Genomic DNA, 26,762 nt, shown 5'->3' with positions numbered 1-26,762 from the left:
GCCGGGACGCGCACCGCCGCCTGGAATCCTAACTAGGTCCCATGATGACCGACACACTAATCGACCAGGAGGCGGCATGGGCCGCATTCTCCGCCCGCGACCGCGCCAGCGACGGACGTTTCGTCGGCGCGGTCCGCACCACCGGCATCTATTGCAAGCCAAGCTGCCCGGCGCGGCACCCTAAGCGCGAGAACGTGACCTTCTATCGCGACGCCGCCGAAGCGCGCGCGGCTGGATATCGCGCGTGCCTGCGCTGCAAGCCCGATGAGGTGGGCCGCGACCGGATTGCGGTGGCGAACGCGGTCGCGTTGATCGAAGCTGCCGAAGAGGCGATTTCGCTCGAGCAACTGGCGGCCGAAGTCGGCTACGCGCCGCATCATTTCCACCGTTTGTTCAAGCGCGCCACGGGCGTGACTCCGGCAGCCTATGCGCGAGGCTTGCGCGCGACTCGCGTCGCCATGGCGCTCAAGGACGAAGCCACCGTTACCGGTGCGATCTACGAAGCGGGCTATTCGGCGCCTAGCCGGTTCTACGACAGCGGTGCCAAGCGGCTCGGGATGACGCCGAGCGCTTGGCGCAAGGGCGGCGCTGGGGTGACAGTGCGATGGACGATTGCCGACACCAGCCTGGGCAAGCTGCTGATCGCCGCGACCGACAAGGGGCTGTGCCGGGTCGCTTTCGATGAGGACGCGCTGGCGCTCGCGCGGCATTTTCCGAAAGCCGAAATCGTCTCCGGCGGCGCGGCGCTGGCGGAGCTCGCCGCGCGCGTGGTGGCGACGGTCGAATCGCCCGATCGCGACCATGACTTGCCGATCGACGTGCAGGGCACCGCGTTTCAGGAAGCGGTTTGGCAGGCATTGCGCGCGATCCCCGCTGGCGAGACTCGCAGCTATGCCGAACTCGCAGCGGCGGCGGGCAATCCCAAGGCCGTGCGTGCGGTGGGGTCGGCGTGCGGCGCCAACCATGTCGCGGTGGTCGTCCCCTGCCACCGCGCGCAGCGCAGCGACGGATCGATCGGCGGTTACGCTTATGGTGTCGAGCGCAAGGTGGCGCTGCTGGCGCGCGAAGGAGCGAAGTGATGGGCTATGTCATCCGCGGGCTCGACCCCGCGCCGTTCAAGCCGCTGTTCGGGATGAGCGATGCCGAACTCGCCCAACATGGCGCAGTTCGCCGTCGTGCCGACACCAGGCCGGGCTTTCCGTGCCGCGTGACGCTGGAGGACGCCGCAGTCGGCGACGACCTGATCCTGCTCAATTACGAGCATCTGGCGGTCGATAGCCCCTATCGCGGATCGTACGCGATCTATGTCCGCGAGGGCGCGGAAGCCGCCGCCGAATATTGCGATGCGGTCCCGCTCCAACTGTCGAGCCGGCTGCTCGCGCTCCGCGCGTTCGGCGGGGACGGCATGCTGCTCAAAGGCGACGTGATCGAGGGCACCGAGCTCGACGGCCTGATAGAGCCGTGGCTGGACGACCCGTCGGTCGCATACCTCCACGCCTACAACGCGCGACCGGGCTGCTTCTCCGCGCGGATCGACCGCGCCTAACTCGGCCGCTTCGACCCCGGCCGCGCCACCGCGTACATCTCCCACGCAATGTCCTTGAGCAGAGCCTGCTTGTCGCCGCCGCGCTCGTACAGGTCGAAATGGGTCTTGCCGGGAAGGTAGCGGAAGTCGGTTTTCGCACCCAGTGACCGCATCACCGCTTCGAGGCGATGCGCCGGACCGTCGAGGTAGAAGGTGTCGGCGGTGCCGACGGTCAGATGGATCTTGCCGTCGAGGTCGGGCTTGAGCGTCGGCCAGTCGCGCGGGACGATGTTGGCGATGTCGTAATTGTCATGCCAGTAGGCGACCACCGCCGGGTCGATCCGCCCGGTCGCGCGGTCGAACAGGGGCACCGGCCGACCGTCGATTCCGCGCGGCGAGAACACCCATTCGAACGACGCGATCTGTCCGCCATAGGCGCCCATCACCGCTTCGCTTCGTGCGAAGTCGGCGAGGCTTGCGATCACCTTCCCGTGATCGCGGATCAGCGGATAGGGTTTGCCGTCGGCTCCTGCGTAAAAATTGGCACCGGGCGCGTAGAGATCGACGTTGGTGAAGTCGTGGAAGTCGCTGGGATCGGGTGAGGTCGGCCAGCTGCCGCCGAAGATCTTGGGATAGCGGACCTGGAGCCACAAGGTCGACCAGCCGCCCGAGCTGTGCCCGGTCAGGAACCGGCCCGACGGGCGCGCGTCCATCCGGTAATCCCGTTCGAGTGATGGGATCAACTCGCTGGTGAGCGCCGTTCCCCACGGTCCGTTATTAGCCGAATCGGCGAATTCGTGCGTGCCGGTGCCGCCGGCGTGATCGAGATAGATCCAGATCATCGGCGGCGCTTTTCCGTCCGCCATCAGCTTGGCCATGCTCGCCGCGCCGTGCTTGGCCGACCCCAGCGAGCTGCCGAACCCGCCGTCCGAATAAACCGTCGGGAAGCGCGCCTTGCCGTCATAGCCGGGCGGCAGCGCGACCCACCCGCGGATGAAGGTCGGAACCCCGCGGAACGCCGTCATTGCGTTGCTCTGGAACTCGATCGGGCGAACCAGCGAATAATATTGCGCGAGATCGGCGCTCGGCGCGGGTTGGGCAGCGGGAATGACCCGGTCGAGCGTCACCGTCGGGATCGCACCGGGCAAGGTGACGGTGACGACCGGCGATACCAGATCGCCCGCCCCGCGCCCGCTATACGCATAATCGTGGTTGCGATCGAGCACCGCCTGGACGCGGTACCGGCCGGGCGCGAGCGTGGAGACCGGGGCGGGGAAGACATCGGTATCGGCGTCGACCGTTGCCGCCCGGCTGGGGCGGAGGTCGGCCACTTCGCGCGCGGCGATCGTCGCGCCGGTCGGGCGGAACGGGTCGAAATCGACCGAGTCGGACGGCTTGGCGCGAGGCGCGACGCGCTCGATGAAAACGATGAGGCGCCCCGACTGGTGATCGCCGAGCGACGCCGCCACCGTCACTGGGACCGCCATGCGCCAGGGCGCGGGCGATGCCGCCCCGAGCAGCAGCGCGAAACCAAGCAATCCGAGCGTCCTGATCATCGCAATCTCCTCCGGCGTCCGATCAGCCATCGCCGATGCGCCGCGCCGCCGCAACTGCCTTGCTTGCATCATACACTGTACGAGCTAGGCTGGCGACGTGGGAGAGCCTGACATGGAAGAAGAAGAAGCCAGACCAGCCGGCACCTTTCGCCGGATCGTGCGCTATCCGGCAACGTTGCTCGTACTGGCGATCTTCGCTGCATTCCTCGCGGGGTTTCTGGCGACCTTAGTCAATTCGGCAGTCGGGCCGCACAAGGGCAACATCGCATCGCTGATCGTCGCGATCGTCTCCGCGGCGATCTTCGTCGGGGTTTACGCTGCGTTCTGCCTGGTGGTCGAAGGACGACCGGTTCGCGAATTTGCGCTGCGCGGGGCGGCGACGGAGCTCGGCGCGGGGCTCGCGATCGGGCTGGTACTGTTCTCCACGGTGGTGGCGGTGATCGCGGCGTTCGGGGGCTATCGCGTGATCGGCTATCACGATGCCAGCGTCCTGATCCCGGTCCTGGGAATATCGATCGTGTCGGGGTTCACCGAGGAAATCATGCTGCGCGGGTGGTTCTTTCGGCTCACCGAGAAATGGCTGGGCAGCTGGGCGGCGCTGGCGCTGTCGGCGGCCTTGTTCGGCGCGCTTCATCTCGGCAATCCCAACGCGACCTTGCTTGCGGGGGTCGCGATCATGCTCGAGGCGGGGATCATGCTGGCTGCGATCTACATGATCACGCGGCGGTTATGGGCGGCGATCGGGGTGCACGCGGCGTGGAACTTCGCGCAAGGCGGCATCTACGGCATTCCGGTGTCGGGTGGCGCGATGGATGGCCTGATCCGCCCCGACATCCGCGGTTCGGAGCTGCTGACCGGCGGCGCGTTCGGGGCTGAAGCCTCGCCGCCCGCGATCGTCATCGCGACCGCGTTCGGGCTGGTGCTGCTCTATATCGCGTGGCGGCGCGGGCGATTTATCGCGCCGTCCTGGGTACGCAACCGTCAGTCCGCCGGCGCGCAGGAATAGACCAGCTTCTCGTTGTAATTGGGCGGCAGCGCCGCACGGATCGATTGTTGCTGGGTGCCGAGCTGCGCGCGTGCCTGCGCGTCGGCCGAGCATTGCTTGAGCGGGATCTGCGCGCGGAGCTTGCGCGCTGCATCCATCTGAGTAGCGCTCAGGAAATAGCGATAGTCGACATAGGTTCGCGTCGCTGGATCGAATTCGAGCACCGATACGGTCTGCTCGTCGCCAGGCACCAGCACGCGCACCCATTTGCCGCTGTCATCGGCATATTGCGTGCGGTCGTTCATGCACCCGTCCTGGCCCCAATCGAGGTTGACTGCCGAACCGTTCGACACGGTGACCCGGCTGCGGTCGGGAACGAATGTGCAGACCATCTTGCCGAGCGGGCGTTCGGCGGCTGTGGCGGGGGTCGACCCGGCCGTAGGGACGTCGTATCCGGCCGCCGCCGTCGGCCGGTCGCCGGGCCGCAGCACGAAGATGATGACCGCGGCAAGCATCAGCACGCCGCCGCCCGCCGCGGCCCATACCGCCTCGCGCTGCTTGCCCTTTGCATAGAGCAGCCCGCCGCCGCCGACCGCGAGCGCGCCCAGCACGAGCAGCAATGCGGCGATCGCCATAACGTTCTGCCCGGCGCGCTCGGCGTCGAGTTGCGCTTGCTCGGTGGCCTGGGCCCGCGCCTGCGCGCTTTCCGACGCGGCGTCGCGCTTCGCCGCGGCGGCGGTCTCACTGGCGGCGCGGTCGGCGGCCTGGTCGGCGCTCATCCGTGCCTCCAGGCTCATGCACGGGTTCGACACCCCTGCGAACGGCTGCTTGGCTTGGCGAAGGAAAGCGGCAAGCTCGGGCTCGCTGATCGCGAAGGCGAAGTTGGCGTCGCCTTCCTCGCCGCGCGTGATCGCCGAATTGACCCCGAGGACGCGGCCGCAATGATCGATCACCGGCCCGCCCGAATTGCCGCGCGAGATGCTCGCGGTGTGGAGTAGCACGTTGACGCCCGAGACCGATCGCGTTGCGGACAGCGACCCTTCGGACCGTACCGGCGCCAGCGGCTTGATGTAGTCGGCCGCCGACTGCGCGCTGGCGACGTCGACATTGCCGGGATAGCCGAGCGACACCAGCCCGATACTGTCGTCGAGCGGGCCAGAATACAGCGTCGCCGGCGGAATGCGCGCGCCGGTGATCTCCAGCAGCGCGAGGTCGCGCTTGGCGTCGATCGCGACGACTCGCGCCTGGTATGACTTGCTTCCTTCGGACGGCACCACGCCGATCACGACATTGTCCGGATATTGCTGCGCGAGCTCGACGACATGCGCGTTGGTGACGATGCGGTTGGGCCCGACCGCGATGCCCGATCCGTGGCCGAACCCGACCACTTCCTGATCGACGATCGCGATCGTGACGACACGCACCACGCTGCGCGCGGTCGCGGCGACGTCGTCGGCGGCGACGGGCGTCGCGAGCATGATGCTGGCCAGCGCGGCCACCGCCGCCATCGCCCAGAGCCGGATTTTAGTCATCCGCCGCGCCATGGCAGATTCAGCGCGGCGTTTACAGGGGCCCGTGCGGCCATCCGCCGATCAGTTCTTCTTCTGGTCGCCTTTTTTATCCTTCACATCGGGCTCGGTCAGCGCCTTGATCGCGGCCGTTTTATCGCCTGAGTCGAGCGCCTTGAGCGCGGCTTGCGCAAGCTTCGCAGGGCCAGCCTCCTCGATGTTGTAGGCAACCGGGTAGAGTGCGATCCGCGCCGCCTTTTCCTGATCGCGGCCGAGCAGCACCGTCGCCGCCTGCAACCGCACGCCCGGATCATAAGGGGCCAGCTGATACGCGTAGAGCAGGCCGTTCTCGGCGTTCTCGGTCGGCGTTTCCTTGGCCTCTACGAAGCTGGAGTAGAACAGCACCAACGGTTCGGGCGCTTCGGTATCGACCTTGTTGGCCGAGAGGTACCAGCGCCGCGCCGCGGCCCAGCGATCCTTGTCGGTGACCTTGTCTCGGACCAGCATCGCCTGCAGCGCCATCCCTTTGTACATCAGCGCATGGACCGATTTGGGATCGGCGGCGAGCGCCCGGTCGGCCGCGGCCTGGGAGGCGTCGTAATTCTTGGCGTCGAACTCGGCCTCGGCCAGTTCGTTCTGCGCCGCCGGATCGTTGGGGAACGGTGCCGCCAGCCGTCGTGCCAGGTCGGCAACCGCCGGCGCGGTCTTTTCGTCGACGCCACGCTCGGACGCGATCAGCGCGGGCATCGTCGCCGCTTCGGCCGGCGTGAGCGGGCGGACGTCGATCGGCCCGATTTTCAATTCCGATCCGTTGATCGTGTTGATCGGCAGGTTCTTGCGCGATAACCAGGCGTCCATCTTGCCGTCGAGTTCGCTGAGCTTGCCAAAGGCTTTCGCCGCTTCCTCCGTCGATTTTCCCGAATTGATCGCGACGACATAGGCGGCGAGTTGCTTGCGCCGCTCGGGGTCGAAGGTGAGGTAGTGCGTCAGCAGCCAGCCACGCGCGTAAAGCGCATCGCGGCTCTCTTCGTCGAGCTTGCCGGGATAGGGCTGGAGCAATTGTGCGGCAGGCAACAGGTTGGAGCGCGAGATCGTCCATTGCCGATAGAGCGGCACCGCCCCGAACTGGACGCTGCCATCCGGCTTGATCAGCGCGGTCGCGTGAAGCTCCGCGAACCCTTCGGTCAGCCACGGCGGAAACGCCGCGTCCGTCCAATTCGTCAGCATGAAGTGGTGGGTGTATTCGTGAAACAGGATTGCCTGGGCGCTCAACCCATAGTCGCCGCCCTCACCCGCGCTGCGAGGGGTAAAAGCGACCGACCCACTCGCGCGCGGATCGTAAAAACCAGCCACGCTCGCGCCCTTGCCATAGATCTTTTGAACCGCATCGATGTCGCTGAGCACGAAAATGGTGACGCGTGCCGATGGGCCGCGTTTGTCTTCGGGCGTATGGTGCCAGTAACGGATCGCCTGATCGAACCGTTCGAGCCGTTCGGTATAGGCCTTGAGATGGTCGGCCCTGTCGTCCGCATAGACGACGAAATGCTTCGAACTCGCTTGATACCAGTCGGCATGTGCGACGCCGGGCGATGCCACGATTGCGGCGGCGGACAGTAAGAGTTTGCGGATCATCGGGTGCCCCAAGATTGAATTGAGACCAGTTTATCGCCCGCGTCAGACAAAGCTATAGGGATCGATGTCGACGATCACGCGGACCTTGCTGGGCCAGTCGAGGCTACCCAGCCAGTCGCGAATGACGTCCTGCACGTCGAGCGCGCGGCGAGCGTGGACGAGCAGGCGATAGCGGTGGCGACCGCGCAGCATTGCGAGCGGGGCGGGAGCCGGGCCGTACACTTCCATCCCGTCGATGCGGGGCGCGGTGCGGCCGACGAGTTGCGCGATTTCGTGCGCCGCCGATTGGTCCTCGGAACTGACGACGATCGCGGCGTAGCGGCCGAACGGCGGGGCGCCGGCTTCGCGGCGCGCCTCGGTCTCCGCGGCGGTGAAGGTTTCGGCGTCGCCTGAGACCAAAGCGGCCATTACCGGTGCCGAGGGATCGTGCGTCTGGATATAGACCTGGCCTGGCTTCTCGCCGCGCCCCGCGCGCCCGGCGACCTGCATGATCTGCTGGAACGTCCGTTCCGCCGCGCGCAAATCGCCGCCGCCCAGCCCGAGATCGGCGTCGATCACCCCGACCAGCGTCAGGTTGGGGAAGTGATAGCCCTTGGTGACGAGTTGCGTGCCGATGACGATGTCGATCTCGCCCGCTTCCATGCGGTTGACGAATTCCGCGGCCTTGGCAGGCGACCAGATTGTGTCGCTCGTTACGATCGCCGTCTTGGCCTCGGGCCACAGCAATGCCGCTTCGTCGGCAATCCGCTCGACGCCCGGCCCGCATGCGACCAGCGAATCCTCGGCATGACATTCGGGACATTCACGCGGCGTCGGCATGATGTGCCCGCAATGGTGGCACGACAGCCGGCGCACGAGGCGGTGCTCGACCATCCAAGCGGTGCAATTGGGGCATTGGAAGCGGTGCCCGCACGCCCGGCACAGCGTCAGCGGCGCGTAGCCGCGGCGGTTGAGGAACAGCAAAGCCTGCTCGCCGCGCGCCAGCGTTTCGTCGATCGCGGCGACTAGCCTGGGCGCGATCCAGCGGCCGCGATCGGGCGAATCCTTGAGCAGATCGATCGCCTCGATTGCCGGCATCTGCGCTGCGCCATAGCGGCCGGGCAGCTTGAGTTTGGCATAATTGCCGATCTCGACCTGCTGGCGAGTCTCGATCGCCGGGGTGGCGGTGGCCATCACCACCGGCAGCCCTTCGAACTTCGCCCGCATCACCGCGACGTCGCGCGCGTGGTAATGGACGCCCTCTTCCTGCTTGAAGCTGGTCTCGTGAGCCTCGTCGACCACGATCAGCCCGAGATTGCCGTAGGGCAGGAACAGCGCCGAGCGCGCGCCGACCGTGACCAACGCCTGCCCGGTCGCGATTGCGCGCCACGCGCGGCGGCGCTGCGACTGGCGCAGGCCCGAATGCCAGGCGACCGGCTCGCACCCGAAGCGCGCGGTGAATCGCTGGAGGAACGGCTCGGTCAGCGCGATCTCGGGAAGCAGGACGAGCGTCTGGCGCCCGGCGCGGATCGCCGCTGCGATCGCCTCGAAATAGACTTCGGTCTTGCCCGATCCGGTGACTCCATCGAGCAGGGTGGGGTGAAACGCGTGCGCGTCGACGTCGGCGACTAGCGCATCCGCCGCCGCCTGCTGCTCGGGCGATAGCACGGGAACGTCGTGATCGGGATCGGGCACCGGAAACGGGCTGTCGATATCGACCTCGACTGCCTCGATCGCGCGCACCTTGCACAGCCCGCGGATCACGCCGTCCGAGACATCGGCGATCAGCGCCAGTTCGCGGACCAGTCCCTGGCGATCGCCGATCCGCTCCAATGCCTGCGCGCGCTGCGGCGTCAGGCGGTCCGGCACATCCCCCGTCGCGCGATATTCGGTGACGGTACGCGCACCTTCGAGCGCCGAGGACGAGGGCAACGCCATCCGCGCGACCGACGCTGGCGGCGCGAGGTAATAGTCCGACGTCCACTCGATCAGCCGCCGCATCGGCTCGGTCAGCGGCGGCACCGGAAGCACCCCCATCAGGTTGCGCAACCGATTGTCGCCGACCTCCGCATCGGACTTCATCCGCTCGGGCTCCCACACCACACCGAGCAACTGGCGCGGCCCAAGTGGCGCGACGACCAGCGACCCCGGCTCGACATGCATCCCGTGCGGGACACGGTAATCGAGCGGGCCGAGCGCGGAGTTCATGACGAGGACGCGAGCGCGGGACATTCCCATCCGCTTTATATAGGATGTGCGCCAAGGGCACCCGCAATGACCGAACAACAGCAACTCGACGGCTTCATCGACAAGTTCACGCCCGAGGTGGCGGCTCAGGCGCGGCGCGCGCTGGCGATGGTCAAGGCGCGGCTGCCGGGCGCGACGGTGATGGTCTATGACAATTACAACGCGCTCGCTATCGGGTTCGGGGCCACCGACAAGGTGGGGTCGATCGTCTGCTCGATCGCGCTCTATCCGCGTTGGGTCAGCCTGTTTCTGACGCACGGACCTACGCTCCCTGACCCGGCGGGACTGCTTGAGGGAGACGGCGAAACCGTGCGCCACATCAAGCTGACCGGGAACCGCCTCGACGATCCAGCGATATGGGTATTGCTCGACGCGGCGGCGAGCGTCGCGCTGCCGATCGATCCGGCAGGCGAGGAGCGGCTGATCATCAAGTCGATTTCCGCCAAGCAGCGGCCCCGGCGCCCGTGACTGTGCTGCCCGCCGCGTTCGGTCAGCATCTGTCGCGCGATCGGCGGCGGTCGGCGCATACCGTGCGGGCGTACGAAGCGACCGCCGTGCGGCTGATTGCGTTTCTCAGCGAGCATTGGGGCGAGGCGATCGATGGTCCGGCGCTCGGCAAGGTCAGTGCCGCCGACTTGCGCGCCTATCTCGCACTGCGCCGCGGGCAGGGGCTCGGCAATTCCTCGGCGGCGCGCGAATTGTCGGCGATCCGCACCTTCCTAAAATGGTCCGGCGGCGACGACGCATCGCCGCGCATCAAGGGGCCGCGAGTCAAGAAGGGCGTACCGCGCCCGATCTCGCCCGCCGACGCAGTTGCGCTGGCGGAGGAAGTCGCGGACGACGCGGCAGAGCCCTGGATCGGCGCGCGCGACTGGGCGGTGCTGATGCTGCTCTACGGCGCGGGGTTGCGGATCGGCGAGGCGGTGGGGCTGACCGGCGCGGTGCTCCCGCTTGGCGAGACGATGGCGGTGACGGGCAAGCGCGACAAGACTCGGATCGTGCCGCTGCTGCCGCAAGTGCGCGATGCGATCGACGCGTACGTCGATGCCGCGCCTTGGCCACTGGCGCGAAGCGAGGCGCTGTTTCGCGGTGCCAAGGGCGGGCCGCTATCGGCAGGCGTCGTCAGGAAATCGGTGCAGGCAGCACGCACTCGGCTCGGGCTCGCCGACCGCACGACCCCGCATGCGCTGCGCCACAGTTTCGCGACTCACCTGCTCGGGCGCGGCGCCGATCTGCGCCAGCTCCAGGAATTGCTCGGCCATGCCAGCTTGAGCTCGACCCAGATCTACACCGCGGTTGATGCCGCACACTTGCTCGACGTCTATCGCAACGCCCACCCGCGCGCCTAAGTCCCTCTCCCCTTGTGGGAGAGGGAGGGAGCGCCGAAGGCGCGGAAGGGTGAGAGGGACTGGATCGGTGATCGCCAACCCCCTCGCCCTTCCCACTGCCTTCGGCAGCGGGCCCTTTCCCTCTCCCACAAGGAGAGAGGGAGATCAGCCCTTCGGTTTCCAGCGGATCACGCGCCAAAGATACCAGGCGAGGATCGCAGCGCAGATCGCGACCGCCGCCGGCCCGGTCCACGCCTCGGCCTCGCGGAAATTGGCGCCGAGATACCAGCCCGCGCCGGTCAGGAATGCGTTCCAGATCGTCGTGCCGGCGAGCGTCCAGACGACGAACTTCCATCGCGGCATCCTCGATATGCCGGCCGGCAGCGATACCATCGAGCGCCCGAACGGCGCAAAGCGCAGCACGAACACCAGCCACTGGCCGTGACGGAAGAAGAAATTGTCGATCCGCTCGACATCGGCCCATTCGACCGTCAGCCAGCGGCCGTTGCGCTCCACGAACGGCTTGAGCCGCTGGAGCGGCACGTTGCGGCCGATCCAGTACCAGAAGTAATTGCCCGCGGTGGAGCCCAGCGTGCCCGCGATCATGACGCCCCAAAAGCTGAGCTTGCCGTGCGCAACCGCGATCCCTGCGAAGCCCATGATGACTTCGGACGGGATCGGCGGGATGATGTTTTCGAGCGCCATCCACAGGAAGATCGCGAGATAGCCCCAATGCTCGAGACCATCGAGAAACCATTGGGTCATCCGATCGGGTGGACCTTGGCCTCGATCGCGTCCCAGATCATCGCGGCGACATCGACACCGTCGAATTTCTCGATCGCGACAATTCCGGTTGGGGACGTGACGTTGATCTCGGTCAGCCACTCACCGCCGATCACGTCGATTCCGACGAACAGCAGCCCACGTTTCTTGAGTTCTGGCCCGAGCGCGGCGCAGATCTCGCTCTCCTTTGCGGTCAGTTCGGTCTTGGCCGCCGATCCGCCGACCGCGAGGTTGGAACGGAACTCGCCTTCGCCGGGGATGCGATTGATCGCCCCCGCGACCTCACCATCGACCAGTACGATGCGCTTGTCGCCCTTCGCGACACCGGGAAGGAACGCCTGGACCATGTGCGGCTCGCGATAGGCGGCGTTGAACGTCTCGATCAGCGCCGAGAGATTGAGGCCGTCGTGGCCGACGCGGAACACCGATCCGCCGCCATGGCCATGGAGCGGCTTGACGACGATCTCGCCATGTTCGTGGAGGAATTTGCGCGCTTCCGAGAGGCTGCGGGTGACGAGCGTGGGCGGCATGAACCGCGAGAAATCGAGCACGAACACCTTCTCGGGGGCGTTGCGGACGCTCGCGGGATCATTCACCACCAGCGTGCGATCGGCGATGCGTTCGAGCAGATGCGTCGCGGTGATGTAGCCGAGGTCGAACGGCGGGTCCTGCCGCATCAGCACGACGTCGGCCTGTTCGCCGAGTTCGAGATCGACCGCTTCGCCGAAACTGAAATGCTTGCCCACCACTCGCTCGACCGTCACCGGATGTGCATTCACCCAGACGCGGCCGTCGGAATAGTTGAGCGCATCGGCGGTGTAATGGAACAGCCGGTGCCCGCGCGCCTGCGCCGTCAGCATCAGCGCGAAGGTCGAATCGCCCGCGATGTTGATCGACTCCAGCGGGTCCATCTGGACGGCGATGGTCAGCATGCGATCTCTTTCCTCCTCGTCACCCCAGCGAAAGCTGGGGTCTCATGCGGGCAGAGATGCCAGCTTTCGCTGGCATGACGGGCGATGTCTAGGCGTGTTATTGAATTAAGCCACCTCGTCCACATCGCGCCGCGGTAAAGCCGCGTCGTCGGCCGGAAGGCTTTGCCACCGCCGGCCGCGCCAGGCGCTGCGCTTTGCGCATCGGCGCCGTCTCCCCGCCTTCGCCGGGCCGACGCGCCTGCGCCTAGCCGATCCACGCATTCTCGATATGGCGGGGCCGAGTGCCCGGCGCCAGCAGGATCACGTCGACCCGGATGTCGTCGCCCGGCCCGGCATAGCGCGGCATCAGCACTTCGGCCGCCGCGGCGACTCGGGCGAGGCGGCGCTCGTCGATCGCGAAGTCGAGTTCGGCGGCGGTGGCGCGGCTCTTGACCTCGACGAACGCGATCAGGTTGCCCTTGCGAGCGACCAGATCGACTTCGCCCGCGGGAGTGCGGACTCGGCGGTCGAGGATCCGCCAGCCTTTTAGCCTAAGCCACCACCCCGCCAGCCGCTCGCCGCGCCGGCCCGAAGCCTCGGCGGCGCGGCGGTCTCTCACCCCTTCATCTCCAGCGCGCGGGCGTAGAGGGCCTTGCGGTCGAGTTTGAGCCGCTTGGCCACTTCGCCCGCCGCCTTGCCCGCGGGGAGCCGAGTCAGTGCTTCGGTGAGCGCGGCGTCGCTGTCCTCCGCGCTCGCCGCCTCGGGCTGTCCCGGCGGTGCGATGACGATGACGATCTCGCCTTTGGGCGGAGCATCGGCGTAGCGCGTGGCGAGGCTCGAGAGCGTGCCGGTGACCGCTTCCTCGAACTTCTTGGTGATCTCGCGAGCGACCGCCGCCTCGCGGTCGCCCAGCCCGTCGGCCAGCGTGGCCAATGTCGCGGCGAGGCGCGGGCCCGATTCGTAGAGCACCAGCGTCGCGCGGATCCCCGAAAGCTCGGCGATCGCCTCTGCCTTCGCCCCCGCCTTGGCTGGCAGGAACCCGACGAACAGGAAGCGGTCGGTCGGGAGCCCGGCAAGCGTCAACGCCGCGACCGCCGCGCACGGACCCGGGATCGTCACCACCGCATGGCCTGCATCGCGCGCGTCGCGGACCAATTTGTAGCCCGGATCGGAAATCAGCGGCGTCCCCGCATCGCTGACCAGCGCGATCGCTTCGCCGCCGAGTCGCGCGACGAGCCCGGGCCGCACGCGATCGGCATTGTGGTCGTGATACGCGATCATCGGGCGCTTGACGCCGATATGCCGCAGCAACCCCGCCGTCACTCGCGTGTCTTCGGCAGCGATCAATGCGGCTTGCGAAAGCACCTTTGCAGCGCGCGGGGAGAGGTCGCCGAGATTGCCGATCGGGGTCGCGACGATGTAGAGACCGGGGATCAGCGTATCAGTCATCAGGGGATCGTCATGGCAGAGGCCGCCACCAAACCGCAACGCAAACTGCTGAGCCGGATAACGGTACTCGCGCTGGCGGTGGTCGTATCGGCCTGTTCGACCGTCGTGCCGCGCACCGCGCCGCCGGTCTATCGCCCGCCCGCCGAGGCGGCGCGACCGATCGAGCCGGTGATCATGCCCGGCCTGCCAACCGACAGCGAGCACCACATGGTCGCGTTGCTGGTGCCGATGACCGGCCCCAACGGCGCGGTCGGGCGAAGCATTGCCAATGCGACTCAGCTGGCGTTGCTCGACACCAACAACGCCGAATTGCGAATCACCACCTACGACACCGCGACCGGTGCCGCGGGCGCGGCGAGGAAGGCGATCGACGAGGGCGCGCAGCTGATCCTCGGGCCGCTCCTGTCCGAAGACGTGCGCGCGGTGATGCCGATTGCGCGCCCCGCCGGCGTTCCCGTGATCAGCTTCTCCAACGATATCAGCGTCGCTGGCGACGGTGCCTATCTGATGGGCTATTCGCCCGCGCAGTCGATCGAGCGCGTGGTCGATTATGCTCGCGACCAGGGGATTACGACCTATGGCGGGCTGGTCGCCAACGGCCTGTACGGCGAGCGCGCATCGACCGCCTTCTTGCGCGCCGTTGAAGACGACAAGGGCCAAGTCATCTCGCTCCAGACCTATGACCGCAACGTCGCGTCGATCACCGCCGCGGCGCGGCGGCTGGGCAAGTCGGGTCCAGTCGGCGCGGTATTGGTGGTCGACGACGGCGCGGCGGCGGCGGGTGTCGTGCCCTTGATGCGCAAGGCGGGCGAGCCCGGTGCGCGCGTGCTCGGCACCGAACGCTGGAACAACGAATCGTCGATCGCCGCCAAGCCCTCGCTCGACGGCGCGTGGTTCGCGAGCGTGCCCGACAATCTCTATCGCCAGTATGCAGTCAAGTATCGCACGCGGTTCGGCGCGGCGCCGTACCGGCTGTCGAGCATGGGCTACGATGCGGTGCTGCTGGCGATCCGGATCGCGCGCGACTGGCCGATGGGGCGGCCGTTCCCCGAGAGCCGGTTGCGCGACCGTGGCGGCTTTGCGGGGATCGACGGCGCGTTCCGCTTCGACCGCGATGGCGTCGCCGAACGCGCGCTCGAGGTGCAGGAAGTACGCGGCGGCACGACGGTGACGGTGTCGCCGGCGCCGAGCGGGTTCTAGCGACGACGGCCGATTCGCTGGCGAAGGTCACGAAAGTCACGCCACGCTCGCCGCGAAATGCGACGAACCGAGATGCGCCGGCCATATCGAAGAGCCGGTTTGGGCTGACAGACGAAATCCAACATTGCCAGCCCTTTCGCTCAGGCCGGCTCGCGGATCGCGACGACCTCTCCAAGCACGGCGTTGAGCACCGGCATGCCCGCCGCGGTCGCGCGTAGCCGGCTGCCCTCGCTCGCGACGAGGCCGAGCGCGGCGAGGCGATCGATCGCGGCAGTGTCGACCAGCATGTCGATCGGCCGCTCGCCGAGACGCGCGATCCGCACCAGATCGATTCCTTCGCCGAGCCGCAGCCCCATCAGAATCGTCTCGGTCGCGCGCTCGCCCGGTGTCAGACGTTGCTCGATTTCGATGCCATGGCCATTGCGCGCGACCGCGCTCAGCCAGTTCTCGGGCTTGCGCCGCCGCTGCGTCGCCATCCCGCCGCGCCGGCCGTGCGCGCCGGGCCCGATCCCGGCATAATCGCCGTACCGCCAATAGGTCAGGTTGTGGCGGCTCTCGGCACCAGGCCGAGCGTGGTTGGAGATTTCATAGGCTGGAAGGCCGGCGCGTGCGGTGGTTGCGCGGGTCAGCTCGAACAGGTCGGCGGCGCGGTCGGGGTCGGGCAGGGTCAGACGCCCCGCCAGCTCCTCGGTGGCGAAGCGCGTGCCGGGTTCGACGGTGAGCTGGTAGAGCGAGAGGTGCTCGGTCCCGAACGCGAGCGCGCGAGTCAGCTCACCGTGCCAGTCGGCCATCGACTGGCCGGGGCGCGCGTAGATCAGGTCGAAGCTGACTCGCAAAAACACCTTTTGCGCGACGTCGAGCGCGGCTAGCCCCTCGCGCACGTCATGGGCACGGCCGAGGAATGCGAGCGCTTCGTCGTCGAGCGCCTGCAGCCCGAGGCTCACCCGGTTGACGCCGACGCTCGCGAGATCGGCGAACCGCGCTGCCTCGACCGACGAGGGATTGGCCTCGAGCGTGATCTCGATATCGGGCGCGAAATCCCAGGCGTCTCGTGCCGCGCCGATCACCGCTGCCACCGTTTCGGGCGGCATCAGCGACGGTGTGCCCCCGCCGAAAAAGATCGACCCCAGCGTCCGCCCCGGCAATTCGCCCGCCTCGTGCGTCAGATCGACCAGCAGAGCCTCGCGCCACGCCGCCTGATCGACCTCGGCGCGAACATGGCTGTTGAAATCGCAATACGGGCATTTCGACAAGCAGAACGGCCAGTGGACGTAGAGCGCCAATGGCGTTTGGTTTTCGTTCATGATCAGCCCGTTATGCCAAGCCGATGCGGGGATGCAAAGTTTGGGGCGTGCTGGCGCTCGGCTGTGTGGCGGCGAGCGCGGGTGCGGCAAACGGCGGCGGCCCGATCGCGAGCGGTGTGTTCGAGCGCGCGATGATGGGGTCGCACAATGCCGCCCGCCGCGACGCCGGGGTGCCCGATCTGGCATGGGATGCTGGCCTCGCCGCCGACGCGCGAGACTGGGCCGACCACCTCGCCGAAACCGGCCGCTTCGAGCATTCGACCGCGCGCAAGAGCGAGGGCGAGAACCTCTTCATGGGCAGTGCCGGCAGCTATTCGTATGAGGAAATGGTGCGGTTCTGGGTCGAGGAAGGCCGCAATTTCACCGACGGCGTCTTCCCGGCGATCAGCATCAACGGCCAATGGTCGAGCGTCGGGCATTACAGCCAGATCGTCTGGCGCGACACGACCCGCGTCGGCTGCGCGCTGGCGACCGGCGACGGGCACGATTATCTGGTGTGCCGCTACTCGCCGCCGGGGAATGTCTGGGGGCGCAAGGTGTTCTAGACCCCCGACGCTCGCCAGCTCACGCGGTATCTTGCGCCTAGTTTAGCGATGGTATTACATATCCTAAGTCCAGATTCCGCAATTGCAGGTTTTCGGAAAACGAGGGGAGGCTGCAATGTTCAGCGTGGTAATTGCCACCGCATTGGCCGCAGCATCTGCGGTTTGCCATTCCGTCCCCGGCGCAGAGCAATTATGGGGTACGGAGATCCGTTGGGTCTTCGTCGGTGAACTTCATGGCACCAACGAGATTCCCGATGCCTTCGTCAATCTCGCTTGCCTCGCTGCTCAACAGAAGCAACCAGTGACCGTGGCACTCGAATATCCGGTCGACGAGCAACCCTGGATCGACGCGTTCCTCGTATCCGATGGCGGCGCCAAGGCACGGGCCGCGTTGCTCGCCGCGCCCTTCTGGCATCGCGATTTCCAAGATGGTCGGTCGAGCGTCGCCTTCCTTCGCATGTTCGAGCGTCTCCGTGCGATGAAACACCGCGGATTGATTGCCGGCGTGCGCTGCTTCGATGTGTCCGACAGCAGTCCCGACCGCCGCGAACGCAACGCCGCAATGGCCGACAGGCTAGTGGCGATTCAGGCGGAAACCCGGAGCCGGATCATGGTGCTGGTGGGTAATTTCCACGCGAGCCGAAGCTCGATCGCCCGCGCCGGCAGGATCATCAGGCCGGCGGCGAGCCTGATGCCGCGCGATCAAACGATCACCGTCAACGTCATCGGCAACGGCGGTACGGCGTGGGATTGCGAGCAGGAGGGTTGCGGGCCGCATTCGTCCGGCCCGGATCGCGATGCGCGGCGCGGCATCGTTCTCGAAACCGATCCGGCGGCGCGCTGGGACGTAACCTACGAATTGGGTAGGAGGACGACCGCCGCTGTGCCGGCAGTGCCTCTGATGAAAGCTTCGCCCTCCAGGCTGAAGGAAGAATTCTAGAGCACCGCCGCCACAAGCTGTCGGAACGCGTCCGCGCGGTGGGTGAGAGGCGTCTTCTCGTCCGCCATCATCTCGCCGAAGGTGCGGTTATGGCCGTCGGGCTCGAACATTGCGTCGTAGCCGAAGCCGTTTTGCCCACGCGGCGGCCATACCAGGCAGCCGTCGACCCGACCTTCGAACCATTCGACATGGCCGTCGGGCCAGGCCAGCGCGAGCGCGCAGACGAAGTGCGCGTTGCGGTCGATCTCCGGACCGGTCGCCTGCAGGCGGTCCTCGACCAGCCGCATCGCCAGCCCGAAATCCTTGCTCTCGCCCGCCCAGCGCGCGGAGAAGATGCCGGGGTCGCCATTGAGCGCCTCGACGCACAGCCCGCTATCGTCGGCGAGCGCGGGCATCCCAGACAAATCGGCGGCCTGGAGTGCCTTCAGCTCGGCATTGGCGACGAACGTCGTGCCGGTCTCCTCGGGCTCGGGCAGATCGAGCGAGGCGGCCGACACCGGCTCGATCCCGTACGGCCCGAGCAATGCCGCGATTTCGCGCACCTTGCCTTCGTTGTGGCTGGCGATGACGAGCTTGCCCAGCGCGAGCTTGCGGATCGCCTGGGGGGCGTCGCCGCCAATGCCTTCATCCGGTCCGCTCATGCCGCCTGCGTCGCCTTCGCCGTTGCCTGTTCTTGGGCGGCGAAGATTTCGCCGCACCCGATGCGAGCCAAACGCAGTAGCCGCAAAAGCGCTTCCTCGTCGTACGTCGCGCCCTCGGCGGTCGCTTGCGCCTCGGCGATGTTGCCGTTTTCGAGCAGCACGAAATTGGCGTCGGCATCGGCCGACGAATCCTCATCGTAGTCGAGATCGAGGACGGGCGTTCCCTGATAGATGCCGCAGCTGACTGCCGCGACCTTTTGCGTCAGCGGGTCGGCAGCGATCTTGCCCTGCTTGAGCAGACCGTTGATCGCGAGCCGCAACGCGACCCACGCGCCCGAAATCGCCGCGGTGCGCGTACCGCCATCGGCCTGGATCACGTCGCAATCGAGCGTGATCTGATGCTCGCCGAGCAGCTTGAGGTCGGTGACCGCGCGCAACGACCGCCCGATCAGCCGCTGAATCTCCTGCGTCCGCCCCGATTGCTTGCCCCTGGCCGCCTCGCGATTGCCGCGCGTATGCGTCGCGCGCGGCAGCATGCCGTATTCGGCGGTGACCCAACCCTGTCCCTTGCCGCGCAGCCACGGCGGCAAGCGATCCTCGACCGATGCCGTCACGAGCACGCGCGTATCGCCGAACCCGATCAGCACCGAACCTTCGGCGTGGCGGGTAAAGTGGGGCTCGATGGTAATCGCACGCATCTGGTCGGGGGCGCGGCCGCTGGGGCGCATGGGGGTCTCCTGAGAATGGTGAAGGCGTGCCTAGACGTAGCTAGGGAAGCGCGCCAGTGTCGATCAGCGATCTGATGGAGGCTCAAATGCGGTTAGCAGTCGCGGCGGTACTGACGGCCATGCTGTACGCGCCTCCCACGGACGCTCGGCGCGCACGCACAGTGGAAAGCATCACGTACACCGTGCCGGGTGGCGGACTATTTCCGACTGCAGGCTATGCCGTTACGGTATCTTCCGATGGCACCGGATTATTCACGGGGCGCGTCAAGACAGTCGTCAAGGGCGAGCGACGATTCGCCATCACGAAATCGACCTTTGCGGCGTTCAAAGCGTTGTTGGCTCCCTACCGGCCTGCAGGAGATCTGCATTTCGACGGCGAGCCCTTGTGTAAGGAAATGGCTACCGACCAAGGATCGGTCGATGTTGCGTGGAGCGGCGGCGGGCGACCCGGGCATCTGTTCATTTATTATGGCTGTGACATGGAGAAGAACCGCGCAATGTTCGATGCGGTCGCGGGCGCTCCGAAGTTGCTCCCGATCAAACGCTTCATAAGCCGCCGTTGAGCGGCAGCGTCCCGGCGCCTACATCGCCGTCATGACAGCTACCCCCGTCACCGAACTCAGCGACCGAGCGCGCGATATCTTTCGCGCGGTGGTGGAGGGGTATCTGGCGACTGGGCAGCCGGTGGGGTCGCGGACGCTGGCCGATGCGGGGGCGTTCCAGTTGTCGCCGGCGTCGATCCGCAACGTCATGCACGAGCTCGAGACGCTCGGGCTGCTCGCGGCGCCCCATACCTCGGCGGGCCGGTTGCCGACGGACATCGGGCTGCGGCTGTTCGTCGACGGGATGATGCGCGTGGCGGAGCCGTCGGCGGAGGAGCGTGCGGCGATCGAGGAGCGCGCCGGGCGCGCGGGGCCGGTCGAGGAGGCGCTGGCGGCGACTACCGCGGCGCTGAGCGGGCTGTCGGCGTGCGCGGGGCTGGTGCTGGTGCCCAAGGCGGAGATGGTGCTGCGCTCGATCAGCTTCGTGCCGCTGTCGCCAACCCGCGCGCTCGCGGTGATCGTCGGCGACGACGGGCAGGTCGACAATCGTGTGGTCGATCTCGCGCCGGGCACCAGCGCGTCGGCCCTGGTCGAGGCGGGGAATTACATGTCGGCGACGCTCGCCGGGCTGACGCTGGCGGAGGCGCGGGCGCGGCTCGACCGCCAGCTCGCCGCTGACCGCGCCGCGCTCGACCAGGCGGCGGCGACTCTGGTCGAGCGCGGCCTCGCGGTTTGGAGCGAGGATGGCGAGCGCCGCCCGGTGCTGATCGTGCGCGGGCAGGGACGGCTGATCGACGCGGCGGCGGCGGAGGACCTCGAGCGAATCCGCGACTTGCTCGACGATCTCGAGGGCAAGCAGGAGATCGCGACGTTGCTCGACAGCGCGCGGATCGGCGATTCGACGCGAATCTTCATCGGCGCCGAGAACAAATTGTTCGCGCTGTCCGGATCGTCGGTGATCGCTCGCCCCTTCCGCGGGATCGACGGCCGCGTCGTCGGCGTGGTCGGGGTGATCGGCCCGACACGGTTGAACTATGCGCGAGTCGTGCCCATGGTGGATTTCACCGCCGCAACCCTCTCCCGCCTGATCGGTTGAGAGGCTTTCAGATGACGAAGAGAAACATGAGCGAAGAGAAGATCGAGACCGAAGCCATGACTGCGACCACCGACGAAGACCTGCGCGCCGAAACCGCCGAAGCCGCCCCCGAGCTGGCCGAGCACGACCGAGTCGCGCAACTCGAAGCCGAACTGGCCGAGGCCAAATCGGCGGTGATGTACGCGCACGCCGAAGCGCAGAACGTCCGCCGCCGAGCGGAGAAGGAAGCGAGCGATTCGCGCGCCTATGCGATCACCGGCTTTGCGCGCGACGTGCTGTCGGTGGCCGACAATCTCGAGCGCGGGCTGTTGGCGATTCCTGAGGAGTTGCGGAACGACGATCGCTTGAAGGGCCTGGTGACCGGGCTTGAGGCGACCAAGCGCGAGCTCGACGGCGTGTTCCAAAGGAACGGCATCACCCGCATCGCCGCGATGGGGCTCCCGCTTGATCCCAACCAGCACCAGGCGATGCTGGAGATCCCCAGCGACCAGGCGCCGGGGACGATCGTGCAGGAAATGCAGGCGGGATACATGCTCCGCGATCGGTTGCTGCGGCCGGCGTTGGTGGGCGTGGCGAAGAAGGGATAACTTTGACGGCTGCGGATCAGGAACTCCAGCGCAATATAAGGGCAGGTTTGTTCGGCAGTATCGCCGAGCTTGCCGACATCGACTATCAGCGAGCCACTTGGCTCGACCCCGAAATGCAGAATCCGCATTATGGATATGTCGAGTTTGTCGAATGCTTTTATGACAGCTCCGGTGGGTCGTATGATGAGACTGATCCGACCGCGGTCCATGCTCCTCTACGACATTGGATCGAGACAAAAGTGCTATCCCAAGTGGAGGCGGATAGTATTTGGCCGTTGCACTTGGCGTTAAAGGCGTGCCGGCCGAAAGATCCGTACGCGTTGGACGTAATATTGGACGACGCCGCTTGGCAGGTTGTGGTCGCGACGGCTTACAAAGCGAAGGAAGGCCTGATTCCTATTGTAAAGAGCCCAGAGGAATTGGGCTATTTCGAGAACTGCCTACCCGACGCGACCGGCAAGCGTTGGCCATAAATTGCCTCAGGGTAGCGAGTGATGAGCGGGGCGGCTAAGCCCTCCGCATGAACCCCAACCTCACCGCCGACCGCCCGACCTTCGTCACCCATCTCGAATGCTCGTTGACTGGCGAGCGCTACGAGGCCGATCAGCTCCACAATCTGTCCGCGGCGGGCAAGCCGTTGCTGGTTCGCTACGACCTCGCCGGCGTCCGCGGGTTCCTGCCGCGTGCGATGGTCGAGGCGCGGCCGACCGATCTGTGGCGGTGGCGCGAATTGCTGCCGGTGCGACGGACCGGGAACATCGTCAGTCTGGGCGAGGTCGAGACGCCGCTGGTCGCGATCCCGAAATCGAGCGGCGGCCCAAACGTGCTGGTCAAGGACGAGGGCCGGCTCCCGACCGGATCGTTCAAGGCGCGCGGGCTGGTGATGGCGGTGGCGATGGCGAAGGAGCTCGGCGTCACCAGGGTTGCGATGCCGACCAACGGCAATGCCGGCGCCGCGCTTGCCGCTTACGCCAGCCGAGCGGGCATCGAGACGATCGTGTTGTGCCCCGACGACACGCCCGAGATCAACGTGCGCGAGATCGCGATGCAGGGCGGCCGCGTTTACCGAGTCAACGGGCTGATCGACGAATGCGGCGCGATCGTCGCGCGCGGCGCGGCCGAGGGGCGGTGGTTCGATTTCTCGACCTTGAAGGAGCCGTACCGGATCGAAGGCAAGAAGACGATGGGGCTAGAGCTTGCCGCGCAACTCGGCTGGCGGCTGCCGGGCGCGATCTTCTACCCGACCGGTGGCGGCACCGGGCTGATCGGCATGTGGAAGGCGTTCGACGAGATGGAGGCGCTCGGCTGGATCGGGCCCGAGCGTCCCAAGATGTTCGCGGTGCAGGCGAGCGGCTGCGCGCCGATCGTCCGCGCGTTCGAGGCGGGCGAGGAGCATGCCGAATGCTGGGAGGACGCGCACACCGTCGCCGCCGGCATCCGCGTCCCCAAGGCGGTCGGCGATTTCCTGATCCTGCGCGCGGTGCGCGACAGCGGCGGTCGCGCGCTCGCGGTCGGCGATCCGGCGATCCTCCAGGCGGTCGAGGATTGCGCGAAGAAGGACGGACTACTGCTCTGCCCCGAAGGCGGCGCGACGCTTGCCGCCTATCGGCAGGCGTTGAGCGACGGATTGGTGGACGAGGACGATCAGGTCGTGCTGTTCAACTGCGCGACCGGGCTCAAATACCCGATGCCCGAGGCGAACGCGACACTCGACAAGAATGCGCCGATCGATCTGGCGCAACTATAACGCGCATCCCGACGAAGGCCGGGATCGCTGGCAGCGGCACGATGTTTCAGCGGCTCCGGCCTCCGTCGCAGCGACGGTGCCTCACGGCATCACCGCTTCCTGCACCATGTCGAGTTCACGCACGCCGCGGGCCTGGCGGGCGGCGTTGACGAGATCGCGCAGCTTTTCGCGGCGTTCGCGCGCGTGTTCGATGTTGGCGATCGCGAAGGGTTTGCCGCCGGTGGTCTCGTCGCTCGACTGGATCGTGATCGTGCCGATCCCCGCCCATTGATTGATCAGGCTGAAGTCGATGCGGATGTCCTTGATCCGGTAGAGCTCGATCTCGTCGATCGACTTGTTGAGGACGCCGCGGTGGAGGATCAGCCGGTCCTCGGTGACCTCATAGGTGGTGGCGAGGTTGCCGAGCCACTTGACCGCGACGATGACGAGCGCCAGCGCCACGAACAGCAGCGGCCACCAGGTGCCGGTCACCAACGCCCCGACCACGCCGATCGGCACCAGCAGCACGGTGCCCCAGCCGGCGAGCGTGCCCTTGAGCCACCCGAGCGTGGATGAGCGAAAGCGGTCGAGCGTTTGCGGCATGTGAAGTCCCTCCCGCGCCGGAGTGTAGCGCGATCGGAGCGCTCGACAACTCCCCTTGCTAGCTGTGGGCTGCTGGATGAAACGGCAGGATCGTGCGCAACTGCGCAAGCGGCGGCGCCCCGGCAAATCCGCCACCCTTGCCGAGCACGAAGGCGTGACGGACGATCTCGGCTTGTTGTTCGAGGCCGTATTTGCGCAATTCCCAACCCGGCTTGACCGCATAGTCGTAGCGCGCCCACGGCACGCGCCGGAGCGGTAGGAAAATGCCCGACTGGTGCTGCCAGACATGAGTCATTTCGTGGATGAACAAGCCTTGCTCGCCCAAGCCGGCGTGGCTGAAATCGTCGCGATACGCGGTCCCGTGCGGGTGGAAGTGGAGGCGGCCGGTCGGCGTCATCACCACGTCCCGGGGCTGAAAGAACGCCCATTTGCCGAGTACGATGCGGACCGGTGCGTAATCGATCGCGTCGCCGAACACGCCGCGCGCGAGATCGGTCTCGCCCGATGTGAGTGGGCGGGCCTCGCTCAATCGCCGGGTGCCGGATCGCCGGCACCGACGATGCGGGCCTTGACGGTGGCCGTGCGGCCACTGGCGAAGGTCAAGATCAGCGGCGTGGTGGTGCCGGGTTTCACGGCGGGATTGAGCCCGAACAGCATGACATGCTTGCCGCCCGGCTTGAACTCGACGCTGTCGCCCGCACGCACCGCGACCAGCTTGACCGGGGTCATCGTCATCATCCCGCCGCTGCCCATGCTCTCGTGCATCTCGGCGCGTTGCGCAGCGGGCGCGGCGACCGCCGTCAGCGTCTCGTCCTTCGCCCCGCCTTTCAGCGTGAAATAGGCTGCCGACGGATTGGCCGGCACCGCGGAGAGCCGCACCCACGGGTGCTCGACGGTCACGTCGTGCTGCTGGCATCCCGTGGCGATCAGCATCGCCGCGATCGGGGCAAAAGCACGCATCATCGAACGGTCTCCAGAGAAGCGATCGCTAGGGTTAGACGGCGTGGCTACCGGCAGCAAGCGGGGCTAGCGCCGCGAAGCGGCCCCGGCGGCGTCGAAGGCGTCGTACGAATCGAGCGTGCCGGCAAAGCAATAGTGGCACGTGCGGAACGCGGCTTGCAGCCCCAGTTCGCCCGCCGTTGCCCCATACACCCGGCCGCTCAGCCCCCCTCGCAGATAGATATAATAGCTGTTGGGATTGGTCGCGAGAGTCGCGGCGATCACGCCGTTCGCGTCGATCGTGCCGCCGGTGATCGGGAAAACGCCCATATCGACCAGATTGTTGTCGGTCGATTTGCGCGCCGTGGCGTGGAAGCTCCCCGTCACGCTATGCGCCGCGAAATCCACCGTGAGATCGACCGTTCCGCCTACTCCGTACATGTAGGTGAAGCCAGTGCCCCCGGCTTCGCTCGGGAAATATTGCCCGGCGATCACCCCGACATAATGCGCCGTGCCGCTGGTGGGGATGCTAGCGGTCGGGGTCGACGCGCCCGAGGCGAAGAAGATGTCCGAATGGCGACCGGTCGCCTCGCGCCGCTCGAACCGGCCGAGCTTGAGCGAATTGAGCATCAGCCCGGCATCGACCGCGCCGGGGTTGAGGAATAGAGCCGCTCATCCGCCTGTGGGCCGTTGGCGGTCGCGGCGAGCGAATAGCCCCAGACATTGTATTCGGGCGTGCTCTCCGCCGGAATCGCCGCTCCGAACGAAAACGGGTTTTCGCGGTACTGAATCGTGCCGCCGCCGCCGAGATAGGTGTGGACGTAATAGAGATTGGTGACGGTGCTGAAGCGGTCAGGGAAATCGATCGCCGCGCCGGTGCGCAAGTCGTAATCGTTCAGGCCGAACTGCCATGAGGCGCCGGTGCTGAGCGTCGTATCGACGGCGCTGAAGCCGGTATCGACGACGTTGGTGTCGAACTTGCCATGCTGGTGCCCGATCAGGCTGCCGGTGCCGAGCAGGTTTGCGCCGCCTTGCGCGTAGGTCAGCCCGATTTCCTCGGCAGCCGGACCGTATAAATTGCCGCGGAATTGCGCAAACTTGATGCCCGACCCCGAACAATTTGCGCAGTCGAATGCGCCGGTGAAGCTGCCGTCGGCAGCCAGCGTGCCGCTCCCCGTGAAGCTGTCGAGCGTCTGCGTACCGCTTGGGGCGGAAGAACTCTCGCTGTCGGCCAGGCCATGGCGGACGAAGCTGACGGTCACGGTGTGAGCGCCGAAATCGACCGTCATCTCGCCTTCGCCGAGGCGTCGCGCCAGGCGTTGCGCGGTCGGCGTGTTGCCCCCGGCATTGTCGAATGTTTGGGCGTCGACCGCATAGCGCCGCGTGCCCGTCGTCGGCACGCCGGCCGCGACGGTGGGGAAACCGTAGACGAAGGAATCGCCCCAGGTGGATGGGCCCTGTGCGCCGGCTTCGGTCTGGGTTCGGCCCCAGCCGCCGATCCCGACATAATAGGTCGGCACCGAGGTAGTCGTTCCCGGACGGATGCGTTCGAAATAGTCGATGATGCTGGCGGTCGACTTGTCGTAGAAAACCAGCCCCGGATACGATCGCGTGCTGTCGATATTCGCTGGCAGAAATGTTTGGCCGCGCGAATCGACCGTCAGCGAATAACCTTGGGTCGCCGCGGTGTAATGCAGCAACAGCGACGCGAAGTCGGTCTTGAACGAATTGCTCGACGGGCTGCCAGTAGCGAAGATTTCGCTCGCTTCGCCCGCGACGTTCGCCAGATCGGCGTCGCTGACCAGGTTGCTCAGCGCCGTGTTCGGCGTCGGAGTAGGTGTGGGGGTCGGGGTCGGAGCGGGGGTTGGTGCGGGCGTTCCGCCTCCGCCAGTTGCGCCGCTACCGCCACCCTCGCCGCAGGCGGCCAGAGCGCCGACCAGGGCCAATACGCCAACCAAACGCGTTACACGCATGCGATGCCCTTCCCGTTCCGGGATTAGGCGGAATT

Annotated in this window: 29 protein-coding genes; 13 read left to right on the top strand and 16 right to left on the bottom strand. The window is 66.8% G+C overall.

The window, feature by feature from the left end:
* Positions 1 to 44 precede the first annotated feature (44 nt).
* Both ada and VH326_RS02215 read left to right on the top strand, forming a co-directional pair.
* Positions 45 to 1,079, top strand: coding sequence for a bifunctional DNA-binding transcriptional regulator/O6-methylguanine-DNA methyltransferase Ada (ada, locus tag VH326_RS02220; RefSeq protein ID WP_329630155.1), 1,035 nt, complete (start codon positions 45 to 47; stop codon positions 1,077 to 1,079).
* On the top strand, positions 1,079 to 1,546 hold the full coding sequence (locus VH326_RS02215) for a DUF1203 domain-containing protein (RefSeq protein ID WP_329630154.1): 468 nt from the start codon (positions 1,079 to 1,081) through the stop codon (positions 1,544 to 1,546). Before ada ends, VH326_RS02215 begins: the two co-directional genes overlap by 1 nt.
* On the opposite strand, the gene VH326_RS02210 is transcribed toward VH326_RS02215, so the two are convergent.
* The gene (locus VH326_RS02210; protein ID WP_329630153.1) at positions 1,543 to 3,081 is read right to left on the bottom strand and encodes an alpha/beta hydrolase; all 1,539 of its coding nucleotides are present in this window, start codon (positions 3,079 to 3,081) and stop codon (positions 1,543 to 1,545) included. The genes VH326_RS02215 and VH326_RS02210 overlap by 4 nt on opposite strands.
* A gap of 112 nt (positions 3,082 to 3,193) precedes the next feature.
* Here VH326_RS02210 and VH326_RS02205 point away from each other — a divergent pair, with 112 nt between their 5' ends.
* The gene (locus tag VH326_RS02205) at positions 3,194 to 4,087 is read left to right on the top strand and encodes a type II CAAX endopeptidase family protein (protein ID WP_329630152.1); all 894 of its coding nucleotides are present in this window, start codon (positions 3,194 to 3,196) and stop codon (positions 4,085 to 4,087) included.
* Here the strand turns inward: VH326_RS02205 and VH326_RS02200 are convergent.
* The 3 genes from VH326_RS02200 to VH326_RS02190 are packed head-to-tail and all read right to left on the bottom strand — an operon-like array spanning position 4,063 to position 9,417.
* Positions 4,063 to 5,598: a serine protease gene (locus VH326_RS02200; RefSeq protein ID WP_329630151.1), complete on the bottom strand. Its 1,536-nt coding sequence runs from the start codon at positions 5,596 to 5,598 to the stop codon at positions 4,063 to 4,065. The genes VH326_RS02205 and VH326_RS02200 overlap by 25 nt on opposite strands.
* 60 nt (positions 5,599 to 5,658) lie before the next feature.
* Entirely contained in the window at positions 5,659 to 7,206 is a 1,548-nt protein-coding gene (locus VH326_RS02195; protein ID WP_329630150.1) for a hypothetical protein, read from the bottom strand.
* Between the two features lie 42 nt (positions 7,207 to 7,248).
* Positions 7,249 to 9,417 carry a primosomal protein N' gene (locus tag VH326_RS02190; protein ID WP_329630149.1) on the bottom strand — a complete coding sequence of 723 codons (2,169 nt, stop codon included), beginning with the start codon at positions 9,415 to 9,417 and terminating at the stop codon, positions 7,249 to 7,251.
* 42 nt (positions 9,418 to 9,459) lie between these two features.
* On the opposite strand from VH326_RS02190, the gene VH326_RS02185 reads away from it, so the two are divergent.
* Together VH326_RS02185 and VH326_RS02180 are read left to right on the top strand one after the other, a co-directional pair.
* Positions 9,460 to 9,900, top strand: coding sequence for a hypothetical protein (locus VH326_RS02185; RefSeq protein WP_329630148.1), 441 nt, complete (start codon positions 9,460 to 9,462; stop codon positions 9,898 to 9,900).
* Complete coding sequence (locus tag VH326_RS02180; RefSeq protein ID WP_329630147.1) at positions 9,897 to 10,781, top strand: tyrosine recombinase XerC; 885 nt, start codon at positions 9,897 to 9,899, stop codon at positions 10,779 to 10,781. Before VH326_RS02185 ends, VH326_RS02180 begins: the two co-directional genes overlap by 4 nt.
* Positions 10,782 to 10,925: 144 nt before the next feature.
* On the opposite strand, the gene VH326_RS02175 is transcribed toward VH326_RS02180, so the two are convergent.
* The 4 genes from VH326_RS02175 to rsmI form a co-directional block, all read right to left on the bottom strand.
* The gene (locus tag VH326_RS02175) at positions 10,926 to 11,525 is read right to left on the bottom strand and encodes a DedA family protein (RefSeq protein ID WP_329630146.1); all 600 of its coding nucleotides are present in this window, start codon (positions 11,523 to 11,525) and stop codon (positions 10,926 to 10,928) included.
* Complete coding sequence (gene gshB / locus VH326_RS02170; protein ID WP_329630145.1) at positions 11,522 to 12,475, bottom strand: glutathione synthase; 954 nt, start codon at positions 12,473 to 12,475, stop codon at positions 11,522 to 11,524. Before gshB ends, VH326_RS02175 begins: the two co-directional genes overlap by 4 nt.
* 244 nt (positions 12,476 to 12,719) lie before the next feature.
* Positions 12,720 to 13,073 (bottom strand): YraN family protein, encoded by a 354-nt coding sequence (locus tag VH326_RS02165; protein WP_329630144.1) that lies wholly within the window; start codon positions 13,071 to 13,073, stop codon positions 12,720 to 12,722.
* The gene (gene rsmI / locus VH326_RS02160; RefSeq protein ID WP_329630143.1) at positions 13,070 to 13,903 is read right to left on the bottom strand and encodes a 16S rRNA (cytidine(1402)-2'-O)-methyltransferase; all 834 of its coding nucleotides are present in this window, start codon (positions 13,901 to 13,903) and stop codon (positions 13,070 to 13,072) included. The genes VH326_RS02165 and rsmI overlap by 4 nt, the downstream gene beginning before the upstream one ends.
* A 12-nt stretch (positions 13,904 to 13,915) precedes the next feature.
* Here rsmI and VH326_RS02155 point away from each other — a divergent pair, with 12 nt between their 5' ends.
* Positions 13,916 to 15,103, top strand: coding sequence for a penicillin-binding protein activator (locus VH326_RS02155; protein ID WP_329630142.1), 1,188 nt, complete (start codon positions 13,916 to 13,918; stop codon positions 15,101 to 15,103).
* A 140-nt stretch (positions 15,104 to 15,243) separates the two neighbouring features.
* On the opposite strand, the gene hemW is transcribed toward VH326_RS02155, so the two are convergent.
* Positions 15,244 to 16,407, bottom strand: a complete 1,164-nt coding sequence (hemW, locus tag VH326_RS02150) for a radical SAM family heme chaperone HemW (RefSeq protein WP_329630141.1) — start codon at positions 16,405 to 16,407, stop codon at positions 15,244 to 15,246.
* A 23-nt stretch (positions 16,408 to 16,430) separates the two neighbouring features.
* Here hemW and VH326_RS02145 point away from each other — a divergent pair, with 23 nt between their 5' ends.
* Together VH326_RS02145 and VH326_RS02140 are read left to right on the top strand one after the other, a co-directional pair.
* Positions 16,431 to 16,952 (top strand): CAP family protein, encoded by a 522-nt coding sequence (locus VH326_RS02145; protein ID WP_329630140.1) that lies wholly within the window; start codon positions 16,431 to 16,433, stop codon positions 16,950 to 16,952.
* Between the two features lie 115 nt (positions 16,953 to 17,067).
* Positions 17,068 to 17,892, top strand: a complete 825-nt coding sequence (locus VH326_RS02140) for a hypothetical protein (protein WP_329630139.1) — start codon at positions 17,068 to 17,070, stop codon at positions 17,890 to 17,892.
* On the opposite strand, the gene rdgB is transcribed toward VH326_RS02140, so the two are convergent.
* Both rdgB and rph read right to left on the bottom strand, forming a co-directional pair.
* Entirely contained in the window at positions 17,889 to 18,533 is a 645-nt protein-coding gene (rdgB, locus tag VH326_RS02135) for an RdgB/HAM1 family non-canonical purine NTP pyrophosphatase (protein ID WP_329630138.1), read from the bottom strand. The genes VH326_RS02140 and rdgB overlap by 4 nt on opposite strands.
* A complete protein-coding gene (gene rph, locus VH326_RS02130) occupies positions 18,530 to 19,261 on the bottom strand; it encodes a ribonuclease PH (RefSeq protein WP_329630137.1) in 732 nt (243 codons plus the stop codon). Before rph ends, rdgB begins: the two co-directional genes overlap by 4 nt.
* A 56-nt stretch (positions 19,262 to 19,317) precedes the next feature.
* Between rph and VH326_RS02125 the strand changes: the two genes are divergently transcribed.
* Genes VH326_RS02125 through VH326_RS02105 form a run of 5 tightly spaced genes read left to right on the top strand, consistent with a single transcriptional unit; the run spans position 19,318 to position 23,233 of the window.
* Positions 19,318 to 19,824 carry a hypothetical protein gene (locus VH326_RS02125; protein ID WP_329630136.1) on the top strand — a complete coding sequence of 169 codons (507 nt, stop codon included), beginning with the start codon at positions 19,318 to 19,320 and terminating at the stop codon, positions 19,822 to 19,824.
* Between the two features lie 31 nt (positions 19,825 to 19,855).
* The gene (hrcA, locus tag VH326_RS02120; RefSeq protein ID WP_329630135.1) at positions 19,856 to 20,899 is read left to right on the top strand and encodes a heat-inducible transcriptional repressor HrcA; all 1,044 of its coding nucleotides are present in this window, start codon (positions 19,856 to 19,858) and stop codon (positions 20,897 to 20,899) included.
* Between the two features lie 26 nt (positions 20,900 to 20,925).
* Positions 20,926 to 21,486, top strand: a complete 561-nt coding sequence (grpE, locus tag VH326_RS02115; protein WP_329630134.1) for a nucleotide exchange factor GrpE — start codon at positions 20,926 to 20,928, stop codon at positions 21,484 to 21,486.
* 2 nt (positions 21,487 to 21,488) lie between these two features.
* The gene (locus tag VH326_RS02110) at positions 21,489 to 21,959 is read left to right on the top strand and encodes a hypothetical protein (protein ID WP_329630133.1); all 471 of its coding nucleotides are present in this window, start codon (positions 21,489 to 21,491) and stop codon (positions 21,957 to 21,959) included.
* 47 nt (positions 21,960 to 22,006) lie between these two features.
* Positions 22,007 to 23,233, top strand: coding sequence for a threonine synthase (locus tag VH326_RS02105; protein WP_329630132.1), 1,227 nt, complete (start codon positions 22,007 to 22,009; stop codon positions 23,231 to 23,233).
* Positions 23,234 to 23,314: 81 nt separating this feature from the next.
* Here VH326_RS02105 and VH326_RS02100 read toward each other — a convergent pair whose 3' ends face one another.
* The 5 genes from VH326_RS02100 to VH326_RS02080 form a co-directional block, all read right to left on the bottom strand.
* On the bottom strand, positions 23,315 to 23,815 hold the full coding sequence (locus VH326_RS02100) for a PH domain-containing protein (RefSeq protein WP_329630131.1): 501 nt from the start codon (positions 23,813 to 23,815) through the stop codon (positions 23,315 to 23,317).
* A gap of 58 nt (positions 23,816 to 23,873) precedes the next feature.
* A complete protein-coding gene (locus VH326_RS02095) occupies positions 23,874 to 24,344 on the bottom strand; it encodes a vgr related protein (RefSeq protein WP_329630130.1) in 471 nt (156 codons plus the stop codon).
* Positions 24,341 to 24,778 carry a copper chaperone PCu(A)C gene (locus VH326_RS02090; protein ID WP_329630129.1) on the bottom strand — a complete coding sequence of 146 codons (438 nt, stop codon included), beginning with the start codon at positions 24,776 to 24,778 and terminating at the stop codon, positions 24,341 to 24,343. The genes VH326_RS02095 and VH326_RS02090 overlap by 4 nt, the downstream gene beginning before the upstream one ends.
* Before the next feature lie 63 nt (positions 24,779 to 24,841).
* The gene (locus tag VH326_RS02085; RefSeq protein ID WP_329630128.1) at positions 24,842 to 25,384 is read right to left on the bottom strand and encodes a transferrin-binding protein-like solute binding protein; all 543 of its coding nucleotides are present in this window, start codon (positions 25,382 to 25,384) and stop codon (positions 24,842 to 24,844) included.
* A complete protein-coding gene (locus VH326_RS02080) occupies positions 25,384 to 26,727 on the bottom strand; it encodes a transferrin-binding protein-like solute binding protein (protein ID WP_329630127.1) in 1,344 nt (447 codons plus the stop codon). The genes VH326_RS02085 and VH326_RS02080 overlap by 1 nt, the downstream gene beginning before the upstream one ends.
* Between the last annotated feature and the right edge of the window lie 35 nt (positions 26,728 to 26,762).

This window comes from Sphingomonas sp. (assembly GCF_036269755.1).
In the GTDB taxonomy this organism is placed as follows: domain Bacteria; phylum Pseudomonadota; class Alphaproteobacteria; order Sphingomonadales; family Sphingomonadaceae; genus Sphingomonas.
This window is presented reverse-complemented; position numbering and strand designations above follow the sequence as displayed.

What these genes read in the sequence shown, in the direction of transcription:
- ada (WP_329630155.1), top strand. Translation starts at nt 45, where the DNA reads ATGACCGACACACTAATCGACCAGGAGGCGGCATGGGCCGCATTCTCC.
- VH326_RS02215 (WP_329630154.1), top strand. Translation starts at nt 1,079, where the DNA reads ATGGGCTATGTCATCCGCGGGCTCGACCCCGCGCCGTTCAAGCCGCTG.
- VH326_RS02210 (WP_329630153.1), bottom strand. Translation starts at nt 3,081, where the DNA reads ATGATCAGGACGCTCGGATTGCTTGGTTTCGCGCTGCTGCTCGGGGCG.
- VH326_RS02205 (WP_329630152.1), top strand. Translation starts at nt 3,194, where the DNA reads ATGGAAGAAGAAGAAGCCAGACCAGCCGGCACCTTTCGCCGGATCGTG.
- VH326_RS02200 (WP_329630151.1), bottom strand. Translation starts at nt 5,598, where the DNA reads ATGACTAAAATCCGGCTCTGGGCGATGGCGGCGGTGGCCGCGCTGGCC.
- VH326_RS02195 (WP_329630150.1), bottom strand. Translation starts at nt 7,206, where the DNA reads ATGATCCGCAAACTCTTACTGTCCGCCGCCGCAATCGTGGCATCGCCC.
- VH326_RS02190 (WP_329630149.1), bottom strand. Translation starts at nt 9,417, where the DNA reads ATGTCCCGCGCTCGCGTCCTCGTCATGAACTCCGCGCTCGGCCCGCTC.
- VH326_RS02185 (WP_329630148.1), top strand. Translation starts at nt 9,460, where the DNA reads ATGACCGAACAACAGCAACTCGACGGCTTCATCGACAAGTTCACGCCC.
- VH326_RS02175 (WP_329630146.1), bottom strand. Translation starts at nt 11,525, where the DNA reads ATGACCCAATGGTTTCTCGATGGTCTCGAGCATTGGGGCTATCTCGCG.
- gshB (WP_329630145.1), bottom strand. Translation starts at nt 12,475, where the DNA reads ATGCTGACCATCGCCGTCCAGATGGACCCGCTGGAGTCGATCAACATC.
- rsmI (WP_329630143.1), bottom strand. Translation starts at nt 13,903, where the DNA reads ATGACTGATACGCTGATCCCCGGTCTCTACATCGTCGCGACCCCGATC.
- VH326_RS02155 (WP_329630142.1), top strand. Translation starts at nt 13,916, where the DNA reads ATGGCAGAGGCCGCCACCAAACCGCAACGCAAACTGCTGAGCCGGATA.
- hemW (WP_329630141.1), bottom strand. Translation starts at nt 16,407, where the DNA reads ATGAACGAAAACCAAACGCCATTGGCGCTCTACGTCCACTGGCCGTTC.
- VH326_RS02145 (WP_329630140.1), top strand. Translation starts at nt 16,431, where the DNA reads ATGCGGGGATGCAAAGTTTGGGGCGTGCTGGCGCTCGGCTGTGTGGCG.
- VH326_RS02140 (WP_329630139.1), top strand. Translation starts at nt 17,068, where the DNA reads ATGTTCAGCGTGGTAATTGCCACCGCATTGGCCGCAGCATCTGCGGTT.
- rdgB (WP_329630138.1), bottom strand. Translation starts at nt 18,533, where the DNA reads ATGAGCGGACCGGATGAAGGCATTGGCGGCGACGCCCCCCAGGCGATC.
- rph (WP_329630137.1), bottom strand. Translation starts at nt 19,261, where the DNA reads ATGCGCCCCAGCGGCCGCGCCCCCGACCAGATGCGTGCGATTACCATC.
- hrcA (WP_329630135.1), top strand. Translation starts at nt 19,856, where the DNA reads ATGACAGCTACCCCCGTCACCGAACTCAGCGACCGAGCGCGCGATATC.
- grpE (WP_329630134.1), top strand. Translation starts at nt 20,926, where the DNA reads ATGAGCGAAGAGAAGATCGAGACCGAAGCCATGACTGCGACCACCGAC.
- VH326_RS02105 (WP_329630132.1), top strand. Translation starts at nt 22,007, where the DNA reads ATGAACCCCAACCTCACCGCCGACCGCCCGACCTTCGTCACCCATCTC.
- VH326_RS02100 (WP_329630131.1), bottom strand. Translation starts at nt 23,815, where the DNA reads ATGCCGCAAACGCTCGACCGCTTTCGCTCATCCACGCTCGGGTGGCTC.
- VH326_RS02090 (WP_329630129.1), bottom strand. Translation starts at nt 24,778, where the DNA reads ATGATGCGTGCTTTTGCCCCGATCGCGGCGATGCTGATCGCCACGGGA.
- VH326_RS02085 (WP_329630128.1), bottom strand. Translation starts at nt 25,384, where the DNA reads ATGCTCAATTCGCTCAAGCTCGGCCGGTTCGAGCGGCGCGAGGCGACC.
- VH326_RS02080 (WP_329630127.1), bottom strand. Translation starts at nt 26,727, where the DNA reads ATGCGTGTAACGCGTTTGGTTGGCGTATTGGCCCTGGTCGGCGCTCTG.